The organism is Flammeovirga yaeyamensis, from assembly GCF_018736045.1.
Lineage (GTDB): Bacteria > Bacteroidota > Bacteroidia > Cytophagales > Flammeovirgaceae > Flammeovirga > Flammeovirga yaeyamensis.
Genome location: NZ_CP076132.1, coordinates 1,965,434 through 1,988,687, shown reverse-complemented (window position 1 = coordinate 1,988,687; position 23,254 = coordinate 1,965,434). Strand labels below are relative to the sequence as shown.

Here is a 23,254-nt window from a genome sequence, read left to right as displayed (position 1 = left end):
CAACGATGATTTATAATCGATAAAACTACCTTTGAAAAAGCAAAGATAAGATGAATACCAAATATCTGAATACATTGGCGGCCTCGGTCATGCTAGCTGCTACAACTGTTTCAGCAGGAGAATTACCGAAAAATGGGCCTGCAAAAAACTTGAATACAACGGCCCCTACTAAAGTTTCTCAAGAGGTGCTTCCAGTGAGTGAAGTATTGGAATCAATTCCATCTCCTTTAGAAATTTCAGTACTAATTAAAGAAAGTGGTACTATATATAACAAAGCTGACTTAAACGCACCGGAAGCTGTTTCTCGTTATAACACAGGTTTCCAAAAAGCAATTAACTTAGGCATTTATGGTACTGATTTAGGTTTTGCCAATATTTACGGTAAAAACCAAGATGCAATTTCATTCCTTAACTCTGTTAGAGATTTGGCTGATGGTCTAGGAATTGGAGCATTTTTCGATTATGAAACAATTAAAGAATTAGCAGAAAGTTCAAACAGATTGGACGAATTGATCCAACAAACAACATTGAACTTCGAAAAAATAAATAATAACCTTAGAGAAAGAAAGAGAGAAAATGTTTCTGTCTTGATTCTTACAGGCGGTTGGATTGAAGCTGTATATTTAACTACAGTTATCAATCAAAGAGAGCCAAACGATTTGTTGAAAGACAAAATTGGTGATCAAAAAGTGGTTTTAGATCAACTATTACTTGTTTTAGATATTTACAAGTCTAGCCCAGGTTTTGAAGATCTTATCAATGACCTAACTGCTCTTCAAGAAATCTATGATCAAATTGAAGTGGAAGTGATCGTTGGCGAACCTACTATGGAAGAGATCGACGGTGTTTTAGTAGTTACAGATGGCACAAGAAGTGTTGTTCACGTTACTGACACTGACATCCAAAAAATTACAAGTTTATTAAAATCAATCAGAAACAAAGTTATTAGATAACTCATACTTCTCAGAAAAATTTCGGAACGATGAAAAAAATATTTTTAGCTATCACTTTTATCTTCGCCTTATTCACTGTAGAAGAGGCCTCAGCGCAATGTAATGCAGAGTTGTACGTAACGAAAAGTATGAAAGAGCTTAATCCAGGCTTTCAATTTTCGAAAAGTTACAGAATCGATGGACGTAACGGTACTCGTCGTAAAATCGAATATACTTGCGTTTTAGCAAAAGATACTAGCTACCAAATTACTATTTCTGGTAAAGATGGTGGTGCACAAGGACTAATTTCTACGCTTTACAATGCGAAAAGACGTAAAATTATTTCTTCTTTCTACAACAATAGATTTTTAAATACTTGGACTTACAAGTGTACGTCTACTGGTATTTACTATTTAAGTTTTACATTTAAAGATTCAAAAAGTTATTGTGGAGCAGCTGTTTTAGGCTTTAAGCGTTAATTGAATCTTTTATATATTCCTAAAAAGGACAGCAGCGACAGGCTTCTGTCCTTTTTTGTTTTTCAAAACTTAAAAAATCAATAGATTTGTATGATCAAGTAATTCAACTTGAACTTTAATACAGAATCTTATAAAAAATTGTGCGGTAAATGGACTTACTATCATTAAGAAATCAAATCGATGCTATAGATAATCAACTTTTAAGGCTTCTAAACGAAAGAATGGATGTCGTTAAAAAAGTTGGTGAATTAAAAAAACATGAAAAGTCTGTTATCTATCGCCCAGAAAGAGAAAAATCGATTATTGATCGTTTAACTCATATTTCTCAAGATGATAAAGGAACTTTAAATAACTCTGCAATTGAAGCAATATTTTTGGAAATATTTGCCGTAAGTAGAAATTTAGAATTACCTGAAAAAGTTGCCTTCTTAGGCCCTGATGGAAGTTATACCCACCAAGCTGCTGAAAATAGATTTGGTGCAATGAGTGAATATATTCCATTAAAGACTATCAAATCTGTTTTTGATAATGTAGAAACAGAAAGAGTACGTTTTGGCGTTGTCCCTATTGAAAATAATCAAGAAGGAACTGTAGCAGAAACGATTGATCAATTATGTTATAGAGATGTAAAGATTGTCGCAGAATTGCCAATGTCGATTAGCTTCAGTTTAGCATCAAATCATGATGATTTAACGAAAATCAAAAAAATATATTCAAAAGATATTGCATTTAGACAATGTCGTAATTTCTTGGAGGATTATTTCGGAGATGATATCAGATTAATTCAAGTATCATCTACCTCTAGAGCTGCAGAAATGGCCTCTAAAGAGGAAGGTGCTGCTGCTATCTGTTCTCATATTGCCGCTAAATTATTCCAGCTACCAATTCGATATAATAATATTGAGGATAGTCAGGATAATACCACGAGATTTTTAATTATTGCTAAGAACTTTGTAAATCAACAAAGTAACAATGACAAAACATCAATTCTTGCAAAAATTGGTAATCAGCCGGGTGATTTGGCAAACTTCTTGGAAGAATTCAGACAAAGAGATATCAATCTTACTAAAATTGAAAGCAGACCAGCAAAGATGAAGGATAATTTTAATTACTGGTTCGTTATCGATTTTGATGGACATTATAACGATCCTAAGACTCAGGAGATCATAAGATCCTATTCTGACACAATTACTTTCTTAGGAAGCTATGTTAAAATGGTCTGATAAAATAAGTTTCGATTTTTTACGTTTGATAAGTAGTAATTCTATTTGACCTAATAATTAAGGGATGAAACAATTTTTTTTCATAGTACTCACTATTCTGAGCATCAATATATATGTTCAAGCAGATAACGCACCTATAAAAACTTCCTCAACATTTAATAAAGTATTAGGAGGTGGCAAATATGACCAAGGTAAGTGTATAATTAAAGCACATGACGGTGGTTATATCATCGCTGGTCGTTCTGTGGGAACTAGTGGTAATATGGACATGAGCCTTTGGAAAATTGACGAAGGCGGGAATGTAAAATGGAATTACAAGTTTGGAGATACCGAAACAGAGGAAGTCTATCAAATTATTCCTACTTCTGATGGTGGTTATATCACTGTAGGTAGTTCTGACTCCTATGGTTTAAGTATCGACTTAAAAGATACTTGGATTGTAAAAGTAAATGCTCAAGGTAAGCAACTTTGGAGACAAACTTACGGTGATGAAAACTCCATTGAGGAAGGCACTGCAATTGCTGAAACAAAAGATGGTGGTTTTATTATAGGTGGCGGAATTCTAAAATTAGATAAAGAAGAGCCATCTGAAGATGCCTTTTTGTTGCGTATAGATGCAAAAGGAACTGAACTATGGAGAAAGTTTTATGGTGGTGCTAAAAACGACAGAACTGTAGATATTATAGTAAATGAGGACAGTTATACTGTTGTTGGTAACACGGAGTCACTAGGAAGAGGAAAGTGGGACATTTGGATGTTTAAAACTGACCTTGAAGGAAATAAACAATGGGAACGCACTTATGGTGGTGGCGACACTGAGAAAGCCAATCAGTTTGTAAAAACAAATGATGGCGGTTATGCTATTGTTGGATACTCTTATACTTTTGCAGAAGCATCATTGGATGCATGGATTGTAAGAACTGATGCTGAAGGTCAACAATTATGGCACAAATCATTTGGTGGTTTAAGCTACGACGAAGCTCATGGCATTTCTAAAACTAAAGATGGTGGTTATGCATTAGTTGGTTACACAGAAGTGTATGTTCCGGATGAATATGGCGATAACACTTCTCTTGAAGGGTTTAATACATTGCTTGTAAAGATTGATGATAAAGGACAAAAGCAATGGGAGAAATCTATTGGTGGTGTAAAAGAACAAAGAGGTAATGCTGTTGTTGAGGCTGAAAATGGCGATTTTATTATTGTAGGTTCTAAACAAACTTCAGATCAAAATAATTTTGGTATATTACTTATCAGAACAAATTCTCAAGGTTCGATCTAAATTTTTTAAAAGCTGAACTACATTAAACTACATATTGCTCTTATATTTACCCTTTTCTTCTCCTCTACTCTTTTTGCTCAGCAAGCAATTACATTAGAGGCAGCCGACAAGGCCTTTGAAAATGGCAACTATTATTTAGCATTAGATATCTATCATAAACTAGAAACCAAGGATATTCATTCTTGCGATCTGAAATATAAGATAGCTTTATGTTATTTAAAGTCACCTTTTAAAATAAATGAAGCAACCCCTTATCTGAAGTATTTAATTCAAGAAAACTGTAATACAATTCCTTCGGATAGATATTATTTATATGGACATCTTTTACAATTGAATGAAAAGTATATTGATGCCATCAATTATTTCAACGAATATCTTGAAGCAAATACAACTAAAGAAAAAACATTTGATGATGTCGAGTTGAGAATCAAACAATGTGAAAATGGAATCAAATTAAACAGTGTGGATGATCTATCTTCTGAAACAACTGCGATTATGGATATTCCTATAAACACTTCGTACGATGAGACTGCTCCTATCATATCAAAAAGAGATAATTTTATTCTTTTCAACTCCAATAGACAAGTAGATAGTTATAACTATGTCTATGGAGATCAATACGCTTTTTTACCAGAAGATTTAAAAAGTAAAGACAGCGACATCTATCTTTCTTATCGAAAAGGTGTTCAATTCTCCCATCCCTACCCACAATTCGATGGTGAGTTTAATACTATATACCCTCTATATGTTCAGGATGGTTCTTATATGCTTTTATATATTGAATACAGCACTGATGCAAAAGGAAAAGGCAATATATACGAAACAAGAGTAAAAAAAGGAAGATGGCAAAAACCAAAAAAATTAAACTCTAAAATCAATTCCAATCACGAAGAAAGAGGTGCTATTCTTGCAAACAATGGCACAACAATTTACTTTTCATCAAATAGACCTGGTGGACAAGGCGGTTTTGATATATATAAATCTATCCGTGTTGGAAAAGACGATTGGTCTAAACCAATCAATTTAGGTCCAACAATCAATGGCCCTAATGATGAAGTTTTCCCTTTCATTCATAACGATAATAAAACACTTTATTATAGTACTAATGGGGTGTTATCAATGGGTGGTTTTGACTTAGTCGTTGCTAAAAAAGAAGGGGCCAATTGGACTAGACCAAAAAATTTAGGAAAGAAAGTCAACTCTCCTTTTAATGAACTTCAGTTTTCTCAAATCCCAAGCAAAAGATATTCTTATTTTACTTCTGATAGGCAAAATCAACAATCTGTAGGAGGAAAAGATATATATGCCATTTTCAAGCCTGTTCACAAAATGAAAAGGGCTATTGTCACGGGAAAAATTAAAGTGTTGAAAAACGGTGTTTCTCTACCGATCACTTTATTAGTTAAAGACAATTCTGATATTACCTATAAAAAATACGTTTACGACCCCTCTCCTGATGTCGGAAAATTCTTTATGATTCTTCCTCCAGGAAAAAATTATAGCATCACTATAATTTATGAAGATGTAGAATTATATACCATGGCTATCGACCTCCCTAAGGATACTTATAGATATCAATTGGATAAAGAATTCGCCATTAACGAAATTGAGGTGTTCAATAAAGTAGTGGGGTATGATGTTATTCCTGGAAAAACCAAGTTTGAAATCACTACTTTTGATGAATTAAAAACACAGGATGTAAGTGAAAGTACAGATGCTCGTTATGATGCTTTATTGATGCTCATGGAAATGATTGTGGATAGAACAGATAAAGAAGGTCTTGCTAATTTAAATGATTTAGATGATCCAGTTAAGGATCTATCTCTAGTGAATACTCAAAGTGCATCCAACAATCCTGACCCTTATTATACACCTTTATTAGACCTTATAGAACGTGCTTTTAATGAAGCTAATCCTGATTTAATCACCTCTTTGGATAGTATTCGAGGAGATCAAGGTGATAAGGTTGTAAAAATTGGTAATCAACTTCATCAAAATGTAATTGTTGAAGAACGCTATTATTTCCCAGAAAAAGAATTTGATATCTCAAGAGACAATAAAGCAAGTTTAAATGAATTGTCTGAATTTCTAAAAAATAGAGATAATGTGATATTGGACGTCGTTTGGTTCTCTAAAAATGAATCAAATAAAACATTATCAACGATAGATCAATTGAATGAAATGAGAATGAATTCCATCTTAAATTACCTTTCTGCTAAAGGTGTATCTAGATGGCAGTATCAAATAAAAAATAAACAATTAAACACCTCAAAAGATAATGCCTGTATATTATTATCTGTTAGACTAAAATAAATTGAAAACAATTTTTCAAGACATATCGATAAGAAAACTACTACTAATTGCAGTTGGATGTATTGCCTATTTTACTGTAGCGACTTCCTATGCTCAATTTGATGAATATGAAAGGAAAGCGGCAATGGTCAATACTTTCGCTAAATTTGTCAATTGGCCCTCAAAAGCATTTAAGGATAATAATAAACTAGTATTAGGCATTTTGGGGGATGACCCTTTTGGAGATGTGATCGACAATATGTTCAAGAACAGATATGTTAATGGCAGACAATGGGAAATAAGAAGAGGTAATAGTATTAAAGAGTTAAAAGGATCGCATATTGTATTTATGACTCAAGGGTTTTCCAATGAAGAAATAAAAGCATTACTAAATGAGATTTATGAAAAGAATAATTCATTTGTTTTGACCATAGGTGATAATATTCCTAACTTCTGTAGAAATGGAGGCATAATTAATCTCACTCCAAATGGTTTATATACTCTTAATATTGTCTCCGCAAATAAAGCACAACTGACGATAGACGTAAAACTCCTTAATCTAGCAAGTGATATTATTCCGTATGACCCAGATTAAAAAACTATATCAACAATCTCTAAGAATTAAATTAATCAGTATAATACTATTGGTTAGTTTGATTGCCTCATCGTTATCAACAATTTTGTATTGTACATATGATTTCCAACAATATAAAACCAAGTTTATAAACGATACCCAACAATTAGCTAAAATTATAGGTGATAATAACGATGCCTCTGTTGAACTTCAACAAGTAAATGCCGCACAACAAAATTTATCAGATTTATTAATCAATAATCCACATATCCTTACTGGAGTTATCTTTGATAAAGAACAACGATTATTTGCTTATTTTAATCAGAAAGCTGTTTCACTAGCAAAAAAAGATTCTATAAATCAGAAAAAGAATATTCTTCTTGATAAAGAATGGCAACTTTCGCATGCTGATTATATCCCCAAATACACTCAAAATGAAACCAATTTTTCGTTAATCGAAAATCATCTGGACATATATGTAAGTACCTTTGATGAAAATGGCAGGATAAATACTGTTTTTCTTAGATCTAACTTGGACAGTATACAAGGCCGTTTAACCACTTACTTTGTTATGTTTATTGTGATTGTGGGATCGGTAGTACTCCTAGTATTTTTCCTATCAGTACCGTTACAAAGAACGATCTCTAAACCCATTCTTGATTTAGAGAAAACCGCGCATAACATCTCTAATAAAAAGGATTTTTCAATTCGTATTCAAGACCAAAGGCATGACGAAATTGGTCAATTGATTACAGCTTTTAACGATATGCTTTCGAAAATCGAAGAGCAAAACGAGTCATTAATCCATGCAAAAGAAGTGGCAGAAAGTTCTGCGAATGCTAAGCAAGAGTTCTTAGCGAATATGTCGCACGAGATCAGAACACCTATAAATGGAGTAATGGGTATGGCTGATCTACTACAGGACACACCTTTAGATGATGAACAAAAACATTTATTGAAAGTATTAAAAGGTTCTGCTGACCACTTATTGGTTGTAATTAATGACATACTAGATGTATCCAAAATTGAATCAGGTAAGCTTTCACTAGAAACCACCAAAATCGACTTATTTGATTTATTGAATAGCATTATTGAAACTCATAAAATTCAGACTGAGGAAAAAGGATTAAATGCCTTATTAGATATTTCTAAAAAAGTCCCTCAATTTGTTATTGGAGATCCTGTTCGATTGAAACAAATACTTATCAATCTATTCTCTAATGCCATTAAATTCACTTTTGAAGGGAGTGTAATCATCACTGTTAGATGTTTAGAGCAAAGTGAAAATGAGTCGAAGCTGCAGTTTTCTGTAAAAGATTCTGGTATTGGTATTCCTAAAGATAAAATTGATCAAATCTTTGATAGTTTTACTCAGGCATCCAATGCGACTACTAGAAAATTTGGAGGTACAGGCCTAGGATTAAGTATTTCTAAACAATTAGTAGAATTACAAGGAGGAGAAATGTTTGTTGAGAGTAAACCCAATTTAGGTAGTACTTTTTACTTTAACATCACCTTTAAAAATTATCTTGCGACCAAAGAAAGTCAAGAGCAAAAGGTTCCTTTTGAAGAAGAAAACACTATCGAATTTGATCAGTCAACTAAAAAAGTACTCTTAGTAGAAGATAATGAAGTCAATCAAATGCTTGTGCTTAGATTACTGAAAAAGTGGGGATATAAAACTGAAGTAGCTGATAATGGGCTTATTGCTATCGAAAAACTAGATGAAGATCACTTTGATTTGATTCTTATGGATGTGCATATGCCAGAAATGGATGGTTATACGGCAACAAAAAAGATTCGATCGGAGTTTGATGAACCGATTAAATCTATTCCAATTATTGCCATGACAGCTTCTGCTCTGAAAGGTGAGTTCGAAAGATGTAAAGAAGCTGGAATGGATGATTATATCTCTAAGCCTTTCAAAAAAGACGTATTAGAAGACAAAGTAAAAACACTTATACTGTCTAATTAAGACTCGGTAAAATATCTCACTCCTAATTCATAACCTTTCAACCCAAGTCCTGCTATTGTTCCAACACAATTTTTTGCCATGTAACTATGGTGTCTAAATGCTTCTCGTGCATGCACATTTGAAATATGTACTTCTATTACTTTTGTTGTCACACCAGCAATTGCATCTGCAATAGCTACGGAAGTATGTGTATATGCCCCTGCATTGAAAACAATACCATCATAAGAAAACCCCACCTCATGAATCCAATCCACTAGTGTTCCTTCATGATTCGATTGTCTGTACTCTAATTCAACATTTGGGAATACCTTTTTTAATTCTTCAAAATATTCTTCAAAACTTCTATTTCCATAAATAGTTGGTTCTCTTTTGCCTAAAAGATTTAAGTTTGGTCCGTTTAAAATTAAAATCTTCATTTTGAATAATTATTGATTAAATTAGTATTGGAAAAGGTAAATATAGTAATGAAGAAAATATCTTTCTTGATTCTATACTTATTTTGTACAACACTTTATAGTTTTAATTTTGAAAAGCACTGTAAATATACTTTCTTTTCACGTTGATATTGATATTACTGTAAAGCAAATGTTCAATAACTCAATTGAAATATAGACTATAATCATTAAATCAAACAACAAATTCCTATGTTTATCCCAAGCATGTTGCTTAAGCAACTTTACACAAGAGGTAGTTTAATAAATACTGATAATGGCATTAGCTTTTCAATAAAAAACCGACTTAAGGATGCTGAATTAAAGGAAATACTCCACATTAAGATTAATGGTAATGAAGTAAATCTTGAAACAGTCACTCTTACTACCTCAGATCAATCAGACATAAAAGCTAAAGACATAAATAAAGAAAATCGTTTAGCGTTCCCTCTCCGAAAAACAATCCAAATAAATATTACTGATTTTGATGAACTTCCTATAGAAAGACATGAATTAGAAATTAGTGTGAAGGCCTCTCCTTTTGGAACATTAAAATTATCTGTAAACGACACCGTAGCAGATCCAAACAAAGTGGAAAAAAGAATGCCTAGGGATGAAATGGATGATTTTGGGGAAAAGATTATCAAGGAAAGGCAAACTTACGTTTCAGAATTTACAAAGAAACCAATCAATCATATTGGTAAATATTCAATTGATCCCCATGAATTGGCCGGAAACATTGAACATTTCACAGGTGTAGCTCAAATACCAATGGGGTTTGCAGGACCTATTAAAGTAAATGGAGAACATGCTATTGGTGAATTTATGATTCCTATGGCTACTACTGAAGGAACTTTAGTAGCATCATATAATAGAGGGATGAAAGTAGCTAATATGTGTGGAGGCATTAAAGTATCTGTAGTTGATGATGCCATGCAACGTGCTCCTGTATTCGAATTTTTAGATGCGAGAGGAGCTAGAGATTTTGTAAAGTGGATTCAATTAAACTTTGATAAAATAAAAGAAGAAGCTGAAACCACCTCATCAGTGGCCAACTTGGTTTACATCGATCATTTCCTATCTAATAAATTTGCCTTTTTGCGTTTCAACTTTAAAACGGGAGATGCCGCTGGACAAAATATGGTAGGCAGAGCAACTTTTGCAGCTTGTAGCTGGATTTTAGATCAATATCCAGGTATTAAAAACTTCTTCCTTGAATCTAATTTCGCCACAGACAAAAAAGCCTCTCAAATCAATATCATGAGAACAAGAGGTAAACGTGTAACAGCGGAAATCACCTTGAAAAAAGAAGTATTGCAACAATACATGAGAGTTGAGCCAGAACAATTGGATCACCATTCTAGAATTGCTGCTATTGGCTCTTTTTTATCTGGAGTAAACAATACCGGTCTACATTCTCCAAATGGCATAACAGCCATGTTTATTGCTACAGGGCAAGATGTAGCCAATGTATCTGAATCATCAGCTGGAATTATATATACTGAGTTAACAAAAGATGGAGATTTATATATTTCCATAACAATACCATCTCTCATTATTGCAACCTATGGTGGGGGTACAGGTATTGGTACTCAAAAGGAATCCTTAGAATTACTGGACTGCTATGGCAAAGGTAAAGCTTATAAATTTGCTGAGATTGTAGCAGCTGTTGTGCTTGCTGGAGAGATTTCTTTGGCTTCAGCTATCTCATCTTCCGATTGGGTAAGTTCTCACGAACAGTATGGTAGAAATAGGTAATATTTAAGTTGAATAAAGATATCATTTCCAAGATCAGGTATTAATAATGTATTTGATCTTGGATATTTTTTTGATCAATTTTTAATCTCTTTGATATACTAAAATAGAATTTACTTCCTTTATCAACTTCACTTTCAACCCATATTTTACCAAAATGCCTATCAACTAAATTCCTACAAAAACTCAATCCTAGTCCAGATCCATCATATTCTGATTCAGAATGAAGTCTAGTAAAGAATTTAAAAATTCTTTCTTGATATTCAGGACGGATTCCAATACCATTATCTTCAACACAAAATACCCATTCATCTTTGTTTTCTTTATGTGTGACTGATATAATAGGTTTTTGTTTTGGTCTTTGATATTTTATTGCATTAGAAATTAAATTGGCAAAAATTTGTTTCACATCAGTTGAATAGCAAACTATTATGGGTAGTTTTTTATACATAATAGCTGCATTTTTTTCGAGTATAACCTCATTTAGCATTAACTTCACTTCTGTTAGTGCATCATTAATATCAATAGATTCTAAATCTGAGGTTTTACCAGAAGTTGCCAATTGAGCCAAAGCATCAATTAATGATCTCATCTTATTGATGCCTTGATCTACATAACCAAAATATTTATTCAATTCTTTTTTATTATCATCATGATATTCCATTTTAATGATTTCTGTAAATCCAGAAACCGATCTTAAGGGTTCTTTTAGATCGTGTGATAAATAGGCGAAATACTCTAAAGATTTGTTCTTTTCCTCAATAAAAATATTTCTTTTAATTTGATCTAAAAATCTCAAATTCTCTTTGTTTAAGAAATAAAACAATAATATCACAACCAATATTGTGATGATATTATTACTTAAACGTTGAGAAAAAACTTGATCTTCTGGTACTGGTGTAAGTGGGCTGAAATTCAAAAAATGCCATTCCAAATAAATAAAAACAAAAAGGCCTAAAAATGATAAGTAGTTTTTTGCATTTCCAATATCATATCCAAAAATAACCATTGGTAAACCTAAATAAGCAAAAATAAAGTATTGTGCTTGTACTTCTGGTCCAAGGGTAATACTAAGTATAACTACATTTAATAATGAATAAAAACAATAGATATACCTAGGTAATAACTTCATACCATATTTATGTAAAACAGGAATTGATATAAGGATAAGCAACATTATGAGAACTGAAAAAGTTGCATAAATATTTACTCCTTGAATAACAAAATTCAAAAGTTGAATAAAGGCAAATACACTTGAAAATAATGTAAGAGTGTTAGTTAATCGAATTTTCTTTTCTGTCTCAAAATCGTAGCCCAATCCTGTTCCAAACTTGATTACCTTAGATAGAAGTTTTTTCATCACAATAGTATAAATAGTACCAGAGAAATCTTTCAATATTTAAAATAATAAAAAAAAATAAATAAAATTCTTCTTAAATTAGGAAACCCTACATTGGTTTATTCAGAAACTACTCTATTAATGATTGATTTATCCATAAAAATTCTCATAGTTGAAGATAACCCTGCTGATGCAGAATTGATCGCCTATCACACAAAAAAAATAGTCAACTCACCTGTTGTACATATCACCTACAAGTTTGAAGACACTGCTAAAATTATACAAATTGTTGAACCTGATATTATATTATCTGATTACCAATTGAAGAGTTATAATGGATTAGAAATCTTACATTTCATCTCTGAAAATCAAATGGTAATACCTATTGTTTTTATTACTGGAACTGTAAATAATAAAGAATTGGCTCCTCATGCAAAAGTGAAAGATGGTAATGGACTAATCTTAAAAGAACACATGAGTCAATTACAATCTCACTTAATGCCTTATCTAAATAATCTTCAATTACTGAAATTCATCAAGAAGATGAGAATTGAAGAAAACAAACCTAATTGCTCAATATCTGTTGAACACAGAAAAAAACTTGAAAGTGCAATACAAAAGATTGAAAGTGAATTGACTAATGTTTAATCCTTAAATAATCAATAATCATTTTATTAGACGGAGCTATTGGATATTTATCAACATCATCTATAGTCACCCAAGAGATCTCATCGTGCTCTAATAATTTGATATCGCCTGAAGTAATTACGACTTCGAAAGTATGTAACTCTAGAGAAACTTCAGGGTAATGATAAATGTGATGTGTCACTTTTTTATTTACAGTTACTTCAACATCAAATTCCTCTTTTAATTCTCTTATAATTGCCCTTTCAGGAGTTTCATCAGCTTCTATTTTTCCACCGGCGAATTCCCATAGACCTCCTAAATGTCTATCCATTGGACGTTTTGATAAAAGAAATTTCCCTGGGTGCATAGGATGTAAAATCACCCCTGCCGCCACTTGAAGTAATTGTTCTGTTTTCATAAAAGTTTGAGATGTAGATGTAATTTTAAATCTACAAAAAAGACCTTGTATAAAAAGAAAAAGCCCAAGAAATTAAATCCTGGGCTTCTAAAATAAATTTTCAATCTAATTAGAATAATCGTAATGAATCATGTCCATCATTATGATCATCGTTAGAAGAATCATCTTCTTTCTTTGTAGTCGACTCTGTAGTATCAACAGCATCGTCTTTACTTAAAAGTTTTGCATCTGTTACTTTATCGTGTGGAATTCTATTACCTAAAGCTTTCCAACCTTTCACTTCTACAAACTCTTTTAAATTCACTTGATATTTTTCACGTTTTCTTCCATTTGTATACGTTAACTCCACCAACGGTGACATCTGAGTAGTAACAAGCAATAATCTAGAAGCATTTGCTTCATTGATAAACTTAAAGCGCTTGTTCATCGTCGATGTTTCGATATGGAAACGTTTGATGTAATATTGGCGGTTATTCGTATCGTAATGAACAGCAGATATAGCTTTATACGGTAAGAACTTCTCGATTAATACTACTTTCTTAGCATCGTAACGATTAGTTATTTCAAAGTTGGTCAGTTCATATTCACCATCTTCATAGAAAATGATAATTCTGTCCTCATCTTTAAACTTACCAAGATATTTACCGTTTTCATCTTTGTTTAATAATCCAACAGATTCATCGTACCAAAGATCAATAGCTGGTAAAGTAGAAACACCCTCACGTTTTAACGTAACTCTTCTAACAGGATACTTAGTTAGGATATTTCCTTGAGACCCTCTACCCTTAATTTCTAGATCAGCAAAATCATATTCAAACGATTTTACTTTTGCACTACAGTTAGGTGATAAAGATACTCCTACCACTTCTGCTTCTCCATTAGGGTTGCTCGAGAAGTAAGTGACTTTAGATTTAGGGGATCCTTTAGTTACGTTATATTCCTTATCCCTAGTAAAACTAGGTACTTGGAAACGTTTAACTCTGGTAATACCCGTTGCTCCGTCTAAGTAAATAGCGTTATACACTTTACGCTCATCTCCTTTTACATAAACTTCAGCATGAAGAATGTTTTTACCTACGAATTTCTTATCTCCGATTTTGGTAATCACATACTCTCCAGTATTTCTAAAGACAATGATATCATCGATATCTGAACAATCCATCACTTCCTCAACACCTTCTTCTTTTTTCAGGTTGAAACCAATGAATCCTTCTTTTTTATTCACATACAACTTCGCATTGTTTGCAGCTACCTTTGATGCCAAAATAGTATCGAAAGTAGTCAACTCAGTTAAACGCTCATGCTCTTTTCCATACTTCTTCAATAAGTTTTGGAAATATTCAATAGCATATTCGATAATGTGAACAAGGTTATGTCTTACCTCTTCTAGTTCTTCTAAAAGTGATTTTAGTAATTCATCTGCCTTGAAAGTATCGTACTTAGAGATTCTCTTAATCTTGATTTCAGTTAAACGAACAATATCGTCTTCTGTAATCTCTCTATAGAAGCTCGGCTTGAATGGTGTTAACCCTTTATCGATCGTCTCGATAACTGCTTCCCAAGTCTCACACTCTTCAATATCTCTATAGATTCTATTTTCGATGAAAATCTTCTCTAATGAGCTAAATAAAATTTTCTCTTGAAGTTCTCCCTCACGAATCTTTAATTCAGTCTCAAGTAATTTTACAGTATAATCAGTATCGCTCTTAAGGATATCCTCTACACCAATAAATACCGGTTTATCATCAATGATGACACAAGCGTTTGGAGAAATAGATACTTCACAATCTGTAAACGCATAAAGGGCAGCAATCGTCACATCAGGGGACTGGCCATTGGCCAATTGAATCTCGATTTCTACATCTTTAGCCGTATTATCAATTACTTTTTTGATCTTGATTTTCCCTTGATCGTTCGCTTTAATGATCGAATCAATCAAACTTGATGTTGTACAAGTATATGGAATCTCTTTGATCAATAATGTTTTATTGTCAGGCGACTCAATTCTTGCTCTATTTCTGATCTTCCCCCCTTTCAGACCGCTATTGTAGTTAGAACAATCTGCCAATCCTCCTGTAGGGAAATCAGGTAATAGATGCACCTTCTTACCTTTTAAAACATCAATAGATGCCTTAATCAATTCCTTTACGTTGTGAGGCATAATCTTCGTTGCCAAACCAACCGCAATACCTTCTACCCCTTGAGATAAAAGTAATGGGAATTTCACTGGTAAGTTGATAGGTTCTTTCTTACGTCCATCATAAGAAAGTTGCCATTCCGTTGTCTTTGGATTAAAAACTACCTCTAATGCAAACTTGGATAATCGAGCTTCTATATAACGAGGTGCTGCTGCACTATCTCCCGTTCTTATATCACCCCAGTTACCTTGAGTTTCTATTAATAGTTCTTTTTGCCCTAAGTTTACTATTGCATCGCCAATAGCCGCATCACCATGTGGGTGATACTGCATTGTCGATCCAATAATGTTCGCCACTTTATTGAAACGTCCATCATCCAACTCTTTCATTGAATGAAGAATCCTTCTTTGTACAGGTTTTAAGCCATCATAAATGCTAGGCACCGCTCTTTCCAAGATTACATAAGAAGCGTAATCAAGGAACCAGTTTTGGTACATACCATCAATATGTATGACATTATTATTTTCTGAATTTTGCTCGTTTTCCACGTTAATCCTCAAAAATTGGTAGTCGAAAAAAAATTGCCTAGATCACAAAAATATAGATTTGTAGCTCACATACAAATGAAAGTGATCATAAGTCGATATTTAGATTACAAATAAATTACCAAAATCTGAACATTGCACAAAATAATGACATTTATTGATCAAAATAATCGAAAAATGAAATGTATTTTGCACATTTTTTTATAATCTTAACAAGCTTTAAGGTGTACTACTTTTTTTAATTATCTGCGTATAAAATTTATATATTAAATAATTTGAAAAATGTATTCATCTAAATACCTATTATCTATACTACTATCACTTTTGTTTCTTGGGAACATACATGCTCAAGAAATGAAAAATAACCTAAAAGTTAGTCGTACAGATCACGCAACAATTCTTACTTGGGCAGATCATTCAAAAGAGTATTATAAATTTGAAGTCCAAACCTCATCGGATAAAATACATTGGAAACATGAAACAGTCCAAGCGAATGATCATGCAGTTTATCAATATAAAATTCCTGCAAACCAAAATGATGATATCTATTATAAGGTAATAAAATGGGAAACTGATTATCTATGTACTGTATACGCACATGGTAGTACCAATCAGTTAAGTAATAAAAATGTCATCATTAAGAAACAAAAAGATGGTTTCTTTATAGAGGGCAAGAAAGATGAAACCATTGGTATTATTGTTTTGGATGCTAAAGGTAGTTTAGAGTTCCAAGACCCCTATGGTAAAATCAATAAATTCTACAAGCTTGGAGAGGGTGAACACTTTGTAAAAGTAAGTGTAGGTGGAATCGTCGAATTTGAAAAAATTGTCATTGAGTAATTCTCTCCCTTGAATCAAATAATTAACAACAAACTCCCCTTTATTATTAACTAAATTATGGTAATTGTATTTGTAACCATCGCTTTTCTATTGACTTGTGGATATCGTCTCAGAAAAGTTTCATAAATAAAAAAACACAACATCCTGTTAAAGATGTTGTGTTTTTTAATATATAGCTGAATGAAATTATTTGATCATACCCGCCGCAACAGTTTCATTTGTCTCTTGATCAATTAAGATTAAGCTACCTGTTGCTCTGTTGGTCTTATAGCTATCTGAAACAATAGCTGATGATAAACTAATCGAAATCTCACCAATTTCGTTCATCTGAAGACCTGAATCTGTGCTGATGTGCTCCATTGTATTGATATCCAATTTGTCCACTACAGCGGTTACAGTGGCTTCTACCTCTGTTGTTGTGTGCTTCAGTAAATATTTACCACCAACTGATAAACCATTCTGGTTCATCCAACAAACTGTTGCATTAATTGAATCCACTTCTGAAGGTTGGTTGTCCGCCTTAGCGATCATGTCCCCTCTCTTCAGTTCCAATTCTTTATCTAAAGTGATTACTACTGACATTGGAGGGAATGCTTCTTCAATACTTCCGTCCATTGTCTCAATAGATTTAATCTTTGCGGTCTCTTTTGATGGGAAAGCAACCACTTCGTCACCTACCTTAACGATACCACCGTCAACTCTTCCAGCAAAACCATTGAAATCGTCAGTTTTCACTACTCTTTGGATTGGGAAACGACCATTCACCAAATCAAGGTCTTGATCGATTTCTACTTTCTCCAAGTTTTCCAATAATGATCCACTTGCGTACCAAGGAGTTTGTGTAGAATTATCTACTACGTTATCCCCTTTAAGTGCTGAGATAGGAATAAAACGGATATCCTCAATACCGATTTTCTCAGAAAATGCTAAGAAATCAGCTTTGATTTTGTTGAATTGCTCTTCAGAGTAATCCACCAAGTCCATTTTGTTTACAGCCACTACAATATGCTTGATTTTCAATAATGAAGCAATGAATGTGTGACGTTTTGTTTGCTCTACGACACCGTTTCTAGCATCTACAAGAATAATTGCCAAGTTTGCAGTCGATGCACCCGTTACCATGTTACGTGTGTACTGAATGTGACCTGGAGTATCGGCAATAATAAACTTACGCTTTGGTGTTGCAAAATATCTGTAAGCTACATCAATAGTGATGCCTTGCTCTCTTTCTGCTTTTAATCCATCAGTTAGTAAGGCCAAGTTTACATTCTCGTCCCCTCTAGACTGACTTGATTTTTCGATCGCCTCTAATTGGTCTTCGAAAATTGCTTTTGTATCGTACATCAGACGACCAATCAAGGTACTCTTACCATCGTCTACACTACCTGCTGTAGTGAAACGAAGAAGGTCCATATCTAAATACGATTGATCAACAGCTGAAGCTGATTCTTCTCTGATGATACTTGGATGATTTAATACTTCGCTCATTGTTTTTGATGTCTGAATGTTAGAAATAACCTTGTAATTTACGCTCTTCCATTGCGGCTTCCGATCGTTTATCGTCCGAACGGTTACCTCTTTCTGTTACTCTAGAAGAGGCCACTTCTTGAATGATGCCCGATAAGTTATCTGCATCAGATAACACAGCACCCGTACAAGTCATGTCGCCTAGAGTTCTATAGCGAATTAAACGCTCCTCGAACTTCTCGTCTTTCAACAAAGTGTTCCAAGGAGATTCAGCCAGTAAAATACCGTTTCTTTCTACTACCGGACGCTTGTGAGCAAAGTAGATAGAAGGTAAGGCAATTTTTTCCTGAGCAATATATTGCCACACGTCCATCTCCGTCCAATTGGAAATTGGGAAGATACGGAAGTGCTCATAATCGTTGTAATGACCGTTGTAAAGTGTCCATAATTCTGGACGTTGGTTCTTAGGATTCCACTGACCGAATTCGTCACGGTGAGAGAAGAAACGCTCTTTTGCTCTTGCTTTCTCTTCATCACGACGTCCACCACCAAAGGCAGCATCGATGTTGTATTCCTCCAAAGTTTCCAATAGAGTAATCGCCTGCAAGCCATTTCTACTTGGGTTTACCCCTCTTTCCTCTACTGCAGTACCTTTATCGATAGATTCCTGAACAGACCCTACGATTAAATCAAGATCGTATTCTTTCACCATCCAATCACGGTAGTCGATCGCTTCTGGGAAGTTATGACCCGTGTCGATGTGAATTAACGGAAAAGGAACTTTACCTGGCCAGAATGCTTTTCTCGCCAAATGTAACATTACGATAGAATCCTTTCCACCAGAAAATAGCATAGCTGGACGTTCGAATTGTTCCGCCACTTCTCTGAAGATATAAATCGCCTCAGATTCCAGCTGTTTTAAGTGAGTTAGTGTATGAGTCTGCATACCTATTTGTTTTCGTCTAATTTAATGATCGGCAATACGGCTTCTAAAAGCTGTTTTAAGCTATCCTCCAAAGATTGTTCATGCGTTGGGATACGCACAAATGGGTCTTTAGGAATATCGAAAGGAGAATCCAAACCAGTAAAGTTTTTGATCTCCCCTGCCAATGCCTTTTTATATAATCCTTTTACATCACGTTCCGCACACACTTCAAAAGGACAATCAATATGTACTTGTTTAAAATCTTCTTCGCCGATAATGTCTCTGGCAATTGCTCTGATTTCCTCTGTTGGGCTAATCAAAGAACAGATGGTCACCAAACCTGCCGAAGCAAATAATTTCGATACTTCAGCCGAACGACGAACATTCTCCATTCTATCTTCTTCAGAGAAACCCAGGTTACTGTTTACACCAGTTCTAAGATTATCTCCATCTAATAACATGGTTTTATAGCCCAAATCATGTAAAGCAAACTCTAATGCTCTTGCAAGAGTACTTTTTCCAGAACCAGATAAACCTGTCATCCATAAAACAACTCCGTTTTGCTTTAGGAGACCTTCTTTCTTTTCTCTACTTAATAGAGAGTTGAATATCGGATGTATATTCGTAGCTTCGCTCATATCTTAATTTGTCGAGGTAATTTAATTAATTCTATTACCCTATATATTTAATAGGCAAATATAGAGTAACGTATTTCGAATACAAAGATTTTTAAAAAAATTTGAGATTTGCATCAATAAATCAGTAAAAAAATAGTCAAAACAATGTGAATTTCTCAATCATTAACAATTGAGTTTAATAAATTTGGATATGTATGATATCACCATTTTCCAAAAATTATTTCAGTTTATTGAAGATCAAGAGTTTAATTACACTATTGAGCTTTATGACGAAATAAGCCCTTATCCATTTATTAAGATTGATGACAAATCATTGTTCATTCATCTTATTGAACCGGATTTAGTACATAAAGAATGGCATGCTTCATCATCAAGTATTATAGAAGTTGGCAAACATTTACACCCAAATAAAGTGATACATCTTTGGAGTGATACATTCGAATTTAGAACAGAAGCTTGTTTATCTAGAATTGCTGCATCACTTGGTAAATCAAAAGTGATTTATGGAAGGAAGGTGAAAGTCGCTAAAATTACAAAGCCAGAATTAGATGACTTTTTATCTATTAATCATACAGGGAAAATTACGAATGCAAAAATCAAATACGGGCTATTCTTGAATAACGCATTAATTGGTGTGGCCTCTTTTAGTGGGAAAAGAAAAATGACAAAAACTAATATTGGTCATGAATCCTATGAAATGATTAGATATTGTAATAAAAATGGAATCACCATAATGGGAGGACTTAGTAAAGTACTCAAACAATTTGTGATTGATTATTCTCCAGATGACATTATGACTTACACAGAAAATGATTGGTCGTTTGGAGATAGTTTCTCTCAAATTGGGTTTAAAAAAATAGTGAATAATCATTCAGTTATTTTCATATGGAATCAAACTACAAAAAGTCGAAAATTACTCCCCTACAATCAGACTATCAATGATTTAAAAGAAGATGAAATAATCCTTTATAATTCAGGGAGCTCAAAATTTATTTTTAACTTTAATTCGATTAACGTTTAAAATTCCTTAAGTTCTCTAAAAGTTATTATATTTCACAAATTGAAAACCTGAAGTCACTCTTAATAAACTCTAATTTTCAATTTTAACCAAAAGGAAACACCTTAATTAAAAGCATTTTTGTAAGCGCTAAGCGATGAAAAAAGCACTATTACTTCTATATTTATTCACTATCTGCATCTACACTACTTCCGACGCTCAAAAAGCCATTATTGATAGCCTCAAAAAGGAGTTAGGAAATTTAGATGAAGAAGAATTAATTGACGCATATTTTCAAATCATGTGGAACTCTAGAGATCTGTCTCCAGATACCACAATTTATTATGGTGAGAAAATTTTAAATATTACTGAAGGCACTTCTGAATTTAAAGATCGAGCAAAAGTACTTAACCTCATTGGGGTAGCCTGTAGAAATAAAGGACACTATTCTAAAGCATTCGATTTCTTCAAACAAGCATTATTACAAGCAGACGTTTCAAACAACCAAATTCAAAAAGGATATTCATATATAAATATCAGTAATTTATTCTTTTACGAAGGGGATAATTATGAATCCCTTAAAAATATTAATGAAGCAATTATTATCGCAAACAAAACCGGTGATGCTCAATTGATTGGTTATGCCTATCAAGTTTTTGGTAATATTCAATTATCAAGAGGAAAGTATGAGTTGGCTTTAGAGAACTATCACCACAGTTTAAATCAGCGTAAATCTATTGGTAAACAAGACCTTATTGCCTCTGCTCATCAAAGTATTGGAGAAGCTTATTTACAAGCAGGTAGTCCTTATGACGCAAGGTTTCAGTTTTTAAAAGCTAAAGAAATCGCTATTGAAGCCGATTATGAATCTTTGATTTACACTTGTGAAGCTTCTCTTGGAGAAACCTATTTTAATAGTAGCTCAGATAGTTTAGGTATTGCTTTAAATCATTATGGAAAAGCATACAAAGGTTTTCTTAAGCTGAAACAACAACTTAAACAAGCTAAAATATTAGAGAAGATCGCACAGGTTTATCTGTTGCAAAATAGTATATCAAAAAGTATTGAAGCTGCAAACAAAGGTTTAGTGATTGCAGAAAAACTACCTGCGATTCAAGAGGCACTATTACTTTCAGACGTTCTCTCTAAAGCATATAATAAAAGAGGTGATATTATTAAAGAAGCAGAAGCCCTACGAAAATACATCTATTATATACATCTTTATCAGGACGAGGAAAAGCTGAGAAAAGCTCAAATGATTGAGAATAATATGGCTATTGCTCAAAAGCAGGAAGAAATAAATCTCCTTAATCAGAAAAATACTTTATCAGAAGAGAAGATTGTTTACAGAGAATACGCTTTAATTTCCGTAATTGTCACACTAGTGCTCATGGGGGTTATTATTTATCTGATCAATCAGAAAAAGAAACGATTTAAAGAGTTTAGTAATACTTTAAAAGTTAAAACTAAAGAAATCCAAGATCAAAAATTTATTATTGGTGAAAAAGTAGTTCAGGTTTTAGAACTCAATGAGCAACTCACTAAAAAGAATGATGAGCTCAAAGAAAATTTGGTACAAACTAAAAAAATCCATGAACAGTTAGCTCGATCTGAAAAAATGGCAATCGTTGGACAAATGATGGCTGTTGTTGCTCATGAAATAAATAATCCTTTAAACTTTATCTCCAACAATATTGTACCTATTAGCGACAATCTAAAGGAGGTACAAGAAATGGTAAAGGAACAAGAGATTGATAACAAAGAAGAGTTTCAAGAAGATATTGAAGAGTCTATTCTTCTTTTAGAAGGAATTGATGATGGGGTAAAAAGAATTCGAGAGATCTCTCAAGATCTAAAGAATGCAGTGAAGTCAAATCATGGAGTACCCAAGCCTCTTGATGTTAATCAAAGTATTAACACTACACTCAATCTTTTATCAAAAAAATATAAATATGATGGTATTGACCTTCAGGTAGAACTTGAAGATCATCTTCCTGAAGTTGTTTGTCTAGGAGGTAAAATATCACAAGTATTTATTAATGTAATAGACAATGCGTATCAAGTTGTAAAAGAAAATGACAATGATACTAAGGTCATTAAGATATCCACCAAAAAATTAAAAGACGATAGAATTGGCATTAGTATATCTGACAATGGAGGTGGCATAAAAGATCTTGACCATTTATTTGAGGCTTTTTATACTACAAAAAAAGAAGGCTTAGGTTTAGGGTTAATTATCAGTAAAGACATTGTCGAACAGCACAAAGGAAGTATAAACGCCTTTAATAACAAGGAAGGAGGAGCAACATTTACAATTCAGCTTCCATTAGAAGGAATTCAGGTATAAAAAAACACCCCATGGGGTGTCTCCTAGAAT

General features: G+C 33.2%; 19 protein-coding genes. 12 read left to right on the top strand and 7 right to left on the bottom strand.

Annotation, left to right across the window (positions count from 1 at the left end):
• The first annotated feature begins 50 nt into the window (after window positions 1-50).
• The 7 genes from KMW28_RS07770 (at window position 51) to KMW28_RS07740 (ending at window position 8,757) form a co-directional block, all read left to right on the top strand.
• Window positions 51-953 carry a hypothetical protein gene (locus KMW28_RS07770; RefSeq protein WP_066208604.1) on the top strand — a complete coding sequence of 301 codons (903 nt, stop codon included), beginning with the start codon at window positions 51-53 and terminating at the stop codon, window positions 951-953.
• Between the two features lie 29 nt (window positions 954-982).
• Window positions 983-1,411, top strand: coding sequence for a hypothetical protein (locus tag KMW28_RS07765; RefSeq protein WP_066208606.1), 429 nt, complete (start codon window positions 983-985; stop codon window positions 1,409-1,411).
• 149 nt (window positions 1,412-1,560) lie between these two features.
• Entirely contained in the window at window positions 1,561-2,634 is a 1,074-nt protein-coding gene (gene pheA, locus KMW28_RS07760) for a prephenate dehydratase (protein ID WP_066208608.1), read from the top strand.
• 64 nt (window positions 2,635-2,698) lie between these two features.
• A complete protein-coding gene (locus tag KMW28_RS07755; RefSeq protein WP_169664700.1) occupies window positions 2,699-3,916 on the top strand; it encodes a hypothetical protein in 1,218 nt (405 codons plus the stop codon).
• A gap of 330 nt (window positions 3,917-4,246) precedes the next feature.
• The gene (locus KMW28_RS07750; protein ID WP_169664701.1) at window positions 4,247-6,229 is read left to right on the top strand and encodes a PD40 domain-containing protein; all 1,983 of its coding nucleotides are present in this window, start codon (window positions 4,247-4,249) and stop codon (window positions 6,227-6,229) included.
• A gap of 1 nt (window position 6,230) precedes the next feature.
• A complete protein-coding gene (locus KMW28_RS07745) occupies window positions 6,231-6,803 on the top strand; it encodes a YfiR family protein (RefSeq protein ID WP_169664702.1) in 573 nt (190 codons plus the stop codon).
• Window positions 6,790-8,757 (top strand): ATP-binding protein, encoded by a 1,968-nt coding sequence (locus KMW28_RS07740; RefSeq protein ID WP_169664703.1) that lies wholly within the window; start codon window positions 6,790-6,792, stop codon window positions 8,755-8,757. The genes KMW28_RS07745 and KMW28_RS07740 overlap by 14 nt, the downstream gene beginning before the upstream one ends.
• On the opposite strand, the gene aroQ is transcribed toward KMW28_RS07740, so the two are convergent.
• On the bottom strand, window positions 8,754-9,173 hold the full coding sequence (gene aroQ, locus KMW28_RS07735) for a type II 3-dehydroquinate dehydratase (protein ID WP_066208624.1): 420 nt from the start codon (window positions 9,171-9,173) through the stop codon (window positions 8,754-8,756). The genes KMW28_RS07740 and aroQ overlap by 4 nt on opposite strands.
• Window positions 9,174-9,401: 228 nt before the next feature.
• Between aroQ and KMW28_RS07730 the strand changes: the two genes are divergently transcribed.
• On the top strand, window positions 9,402-10,946 hold the full coding sequence (locus tag KMW28_RS07730; protein WP_169664704.1) for a hydroxymethylglutaryl-CoA reductase: 1,545 nt from the start codon (window positions 9,402-9,404) through the stop codon (window positions 10,944-10,946).
• A gap of 40 nt (window positions 10,947-10,986) precedes the next feature.
• On the opposite strand, the gene KMW28_RS07725 is transcribed toward KMW28_RS07730, so the two are convergent.
• Window positions 10,987-12,303 (bottom strand): sensor histidine kinase, encoded by a 1,317-nt coding sequence (locus KMW28_RS07725; RefSeq protein WP_158297623.1) that lies wholly within the window; start codon window positions 12,301-12,303, stop codon window positions 10,987-10,989.
• A gap of 120 nt (window positions 12,304-12,423) precedes the next feature.
• Between KMW28_RS07725 and KMW28_RS07720 the strand changes: the two genes are divergently transcribed.
• A complete protein-coding gene (locus tag KMW28_RS07720; RefSeq protein ID WP_169664706.1) occupies window positions 12,424-12,930 on the top strand; it encodes a response regulator in 507 nt (168 codons plus the stop codon).
• Here KMW28_RS07720 and KMW28_RS07715 read toward each other — a convergent pair.
• Window positions 12,920-13,327, bottom strand: coding sequence for a (deoxy)nucleoside triphosphate pyrophosphohydrolase (locus KMW28_RS07715; protein WP_169664707.1), 408 nt, complete (start codon window positions 13,325-13,327; stop codon window positions 12,920-12,922). The two genes, KMW28_RS07720 and KMW28_RS07715, sit on opposite strands and share 11 nt — an antisense overlap.
• Before the next feature lie 109 nt (window positions 13,328-13,436).
• Window positions 13,437-15,962: a DNA gyrase/topoisomerase IV subunit A gene (locus tag KMW28_RS07710; RefSeq protein ID WP_240972849.1), complete on the bottom strand. Its 2,526-nt coding sequence runs from the start codon at window positions 15,960-15,962 to the stop codon at window positions 13,437-13,439.
• Between the two features lie 402 nt (window positions 15,963-16,364).
• On the opposite strand from KMW28_RS07710, the gene KMW28_RS07705 reads away from it, so the two are divergent.
• Window positions 16,365-16,850, top strand: coding sequence for a hypothetical protein (locus KMW28_RS07705; protein ID WP_169664709.1), 486 nt, complete (start codon window positions 16,365-16,367; stop codon window positions 16,848-16,850).
• Between the two features lie 186 nt (window positions 16,851-17,036).
• Here the strand turns inward: KMW28_RS07705 and KMW28_RS07700 are convergent, their stop codons facing one another.
• From KMW28_RS07700 to cysC, 3 genes are read right to left on the bottom strand one after another with little or no spacing between them, the layout of a single operon-like run.
• Window positions 17,037-18,338 carry a sulfate adenylyltransferase subunit 1 gene (locus tag KMW28_RS07700; RefSeq protein WP_244994505.1) on the bottom strand — a complete coding sequence of 434 codons (1,302 nt, stop codon included), beginning with the start codon at window positions 18,336-18,338 and terminating at the stop codon, window positions 17,037-17,039.
• A gap of 19 nt (window positions 18,339-18,357) precedes the next feature.
• A complete protein-coding gene (gene cysD / locus KMW28_RS07695; protein WP_169667308.1) occupies window positions 18,358-19,263 on the bottom strand; it encodes a sulfate adenylyltransferase subunit CysD in 906 nt (301 codons plus the stop codon).
• A gap of 2 nt (window positions 19,264-19,265) precedes the next feature.
• A complete protein-coding gene (cysC, locus tag KMW28_RS07690) occupies window positions 19,266-19,880 on the bottom strand; it encodes an adenylyl-sulfate kinase (RefSeq protein WP_183363912.1) in 615 nt (204 codons plus the stop codon).
• 169 nt (window positions 19,881-20,049) lie between these two features.
• Between cysC and KMW28_RS07685 the strand changes: the two genes are divergently transcribed.
• Together KMW28_RS07685 and KMW28_RS07680 are read left to right on the top strand one after the other, a co-directional pair.
• Window positions 20,050-20,901: a hypothetical protein gene (locus tag KMW28_RS07685; RefSeq protein ID WP_169663918.1), complete on the top strand. Its 852-nt coding sequence runs from the start codon at window positions 20,050-20,052 to the stop codon at window positions 20,899-20,901.
• A gap of 133 nt (window positions 20,902-21,034) precedes the next feature.
• Complete coding sequence (locus KMW28_RS07680) at window positions 21,035-23,224, top strand: tetratricopeptide repeat-containing sensor histidine kinase (RefSeq protein WP_169663919.1); 2,190 nt, start codon at window positions 21,035-21,037, stop codon at window positions 23,222-23,224.
• Window positions 23,225-23,254: the final 30 nt, after the last annotated feature.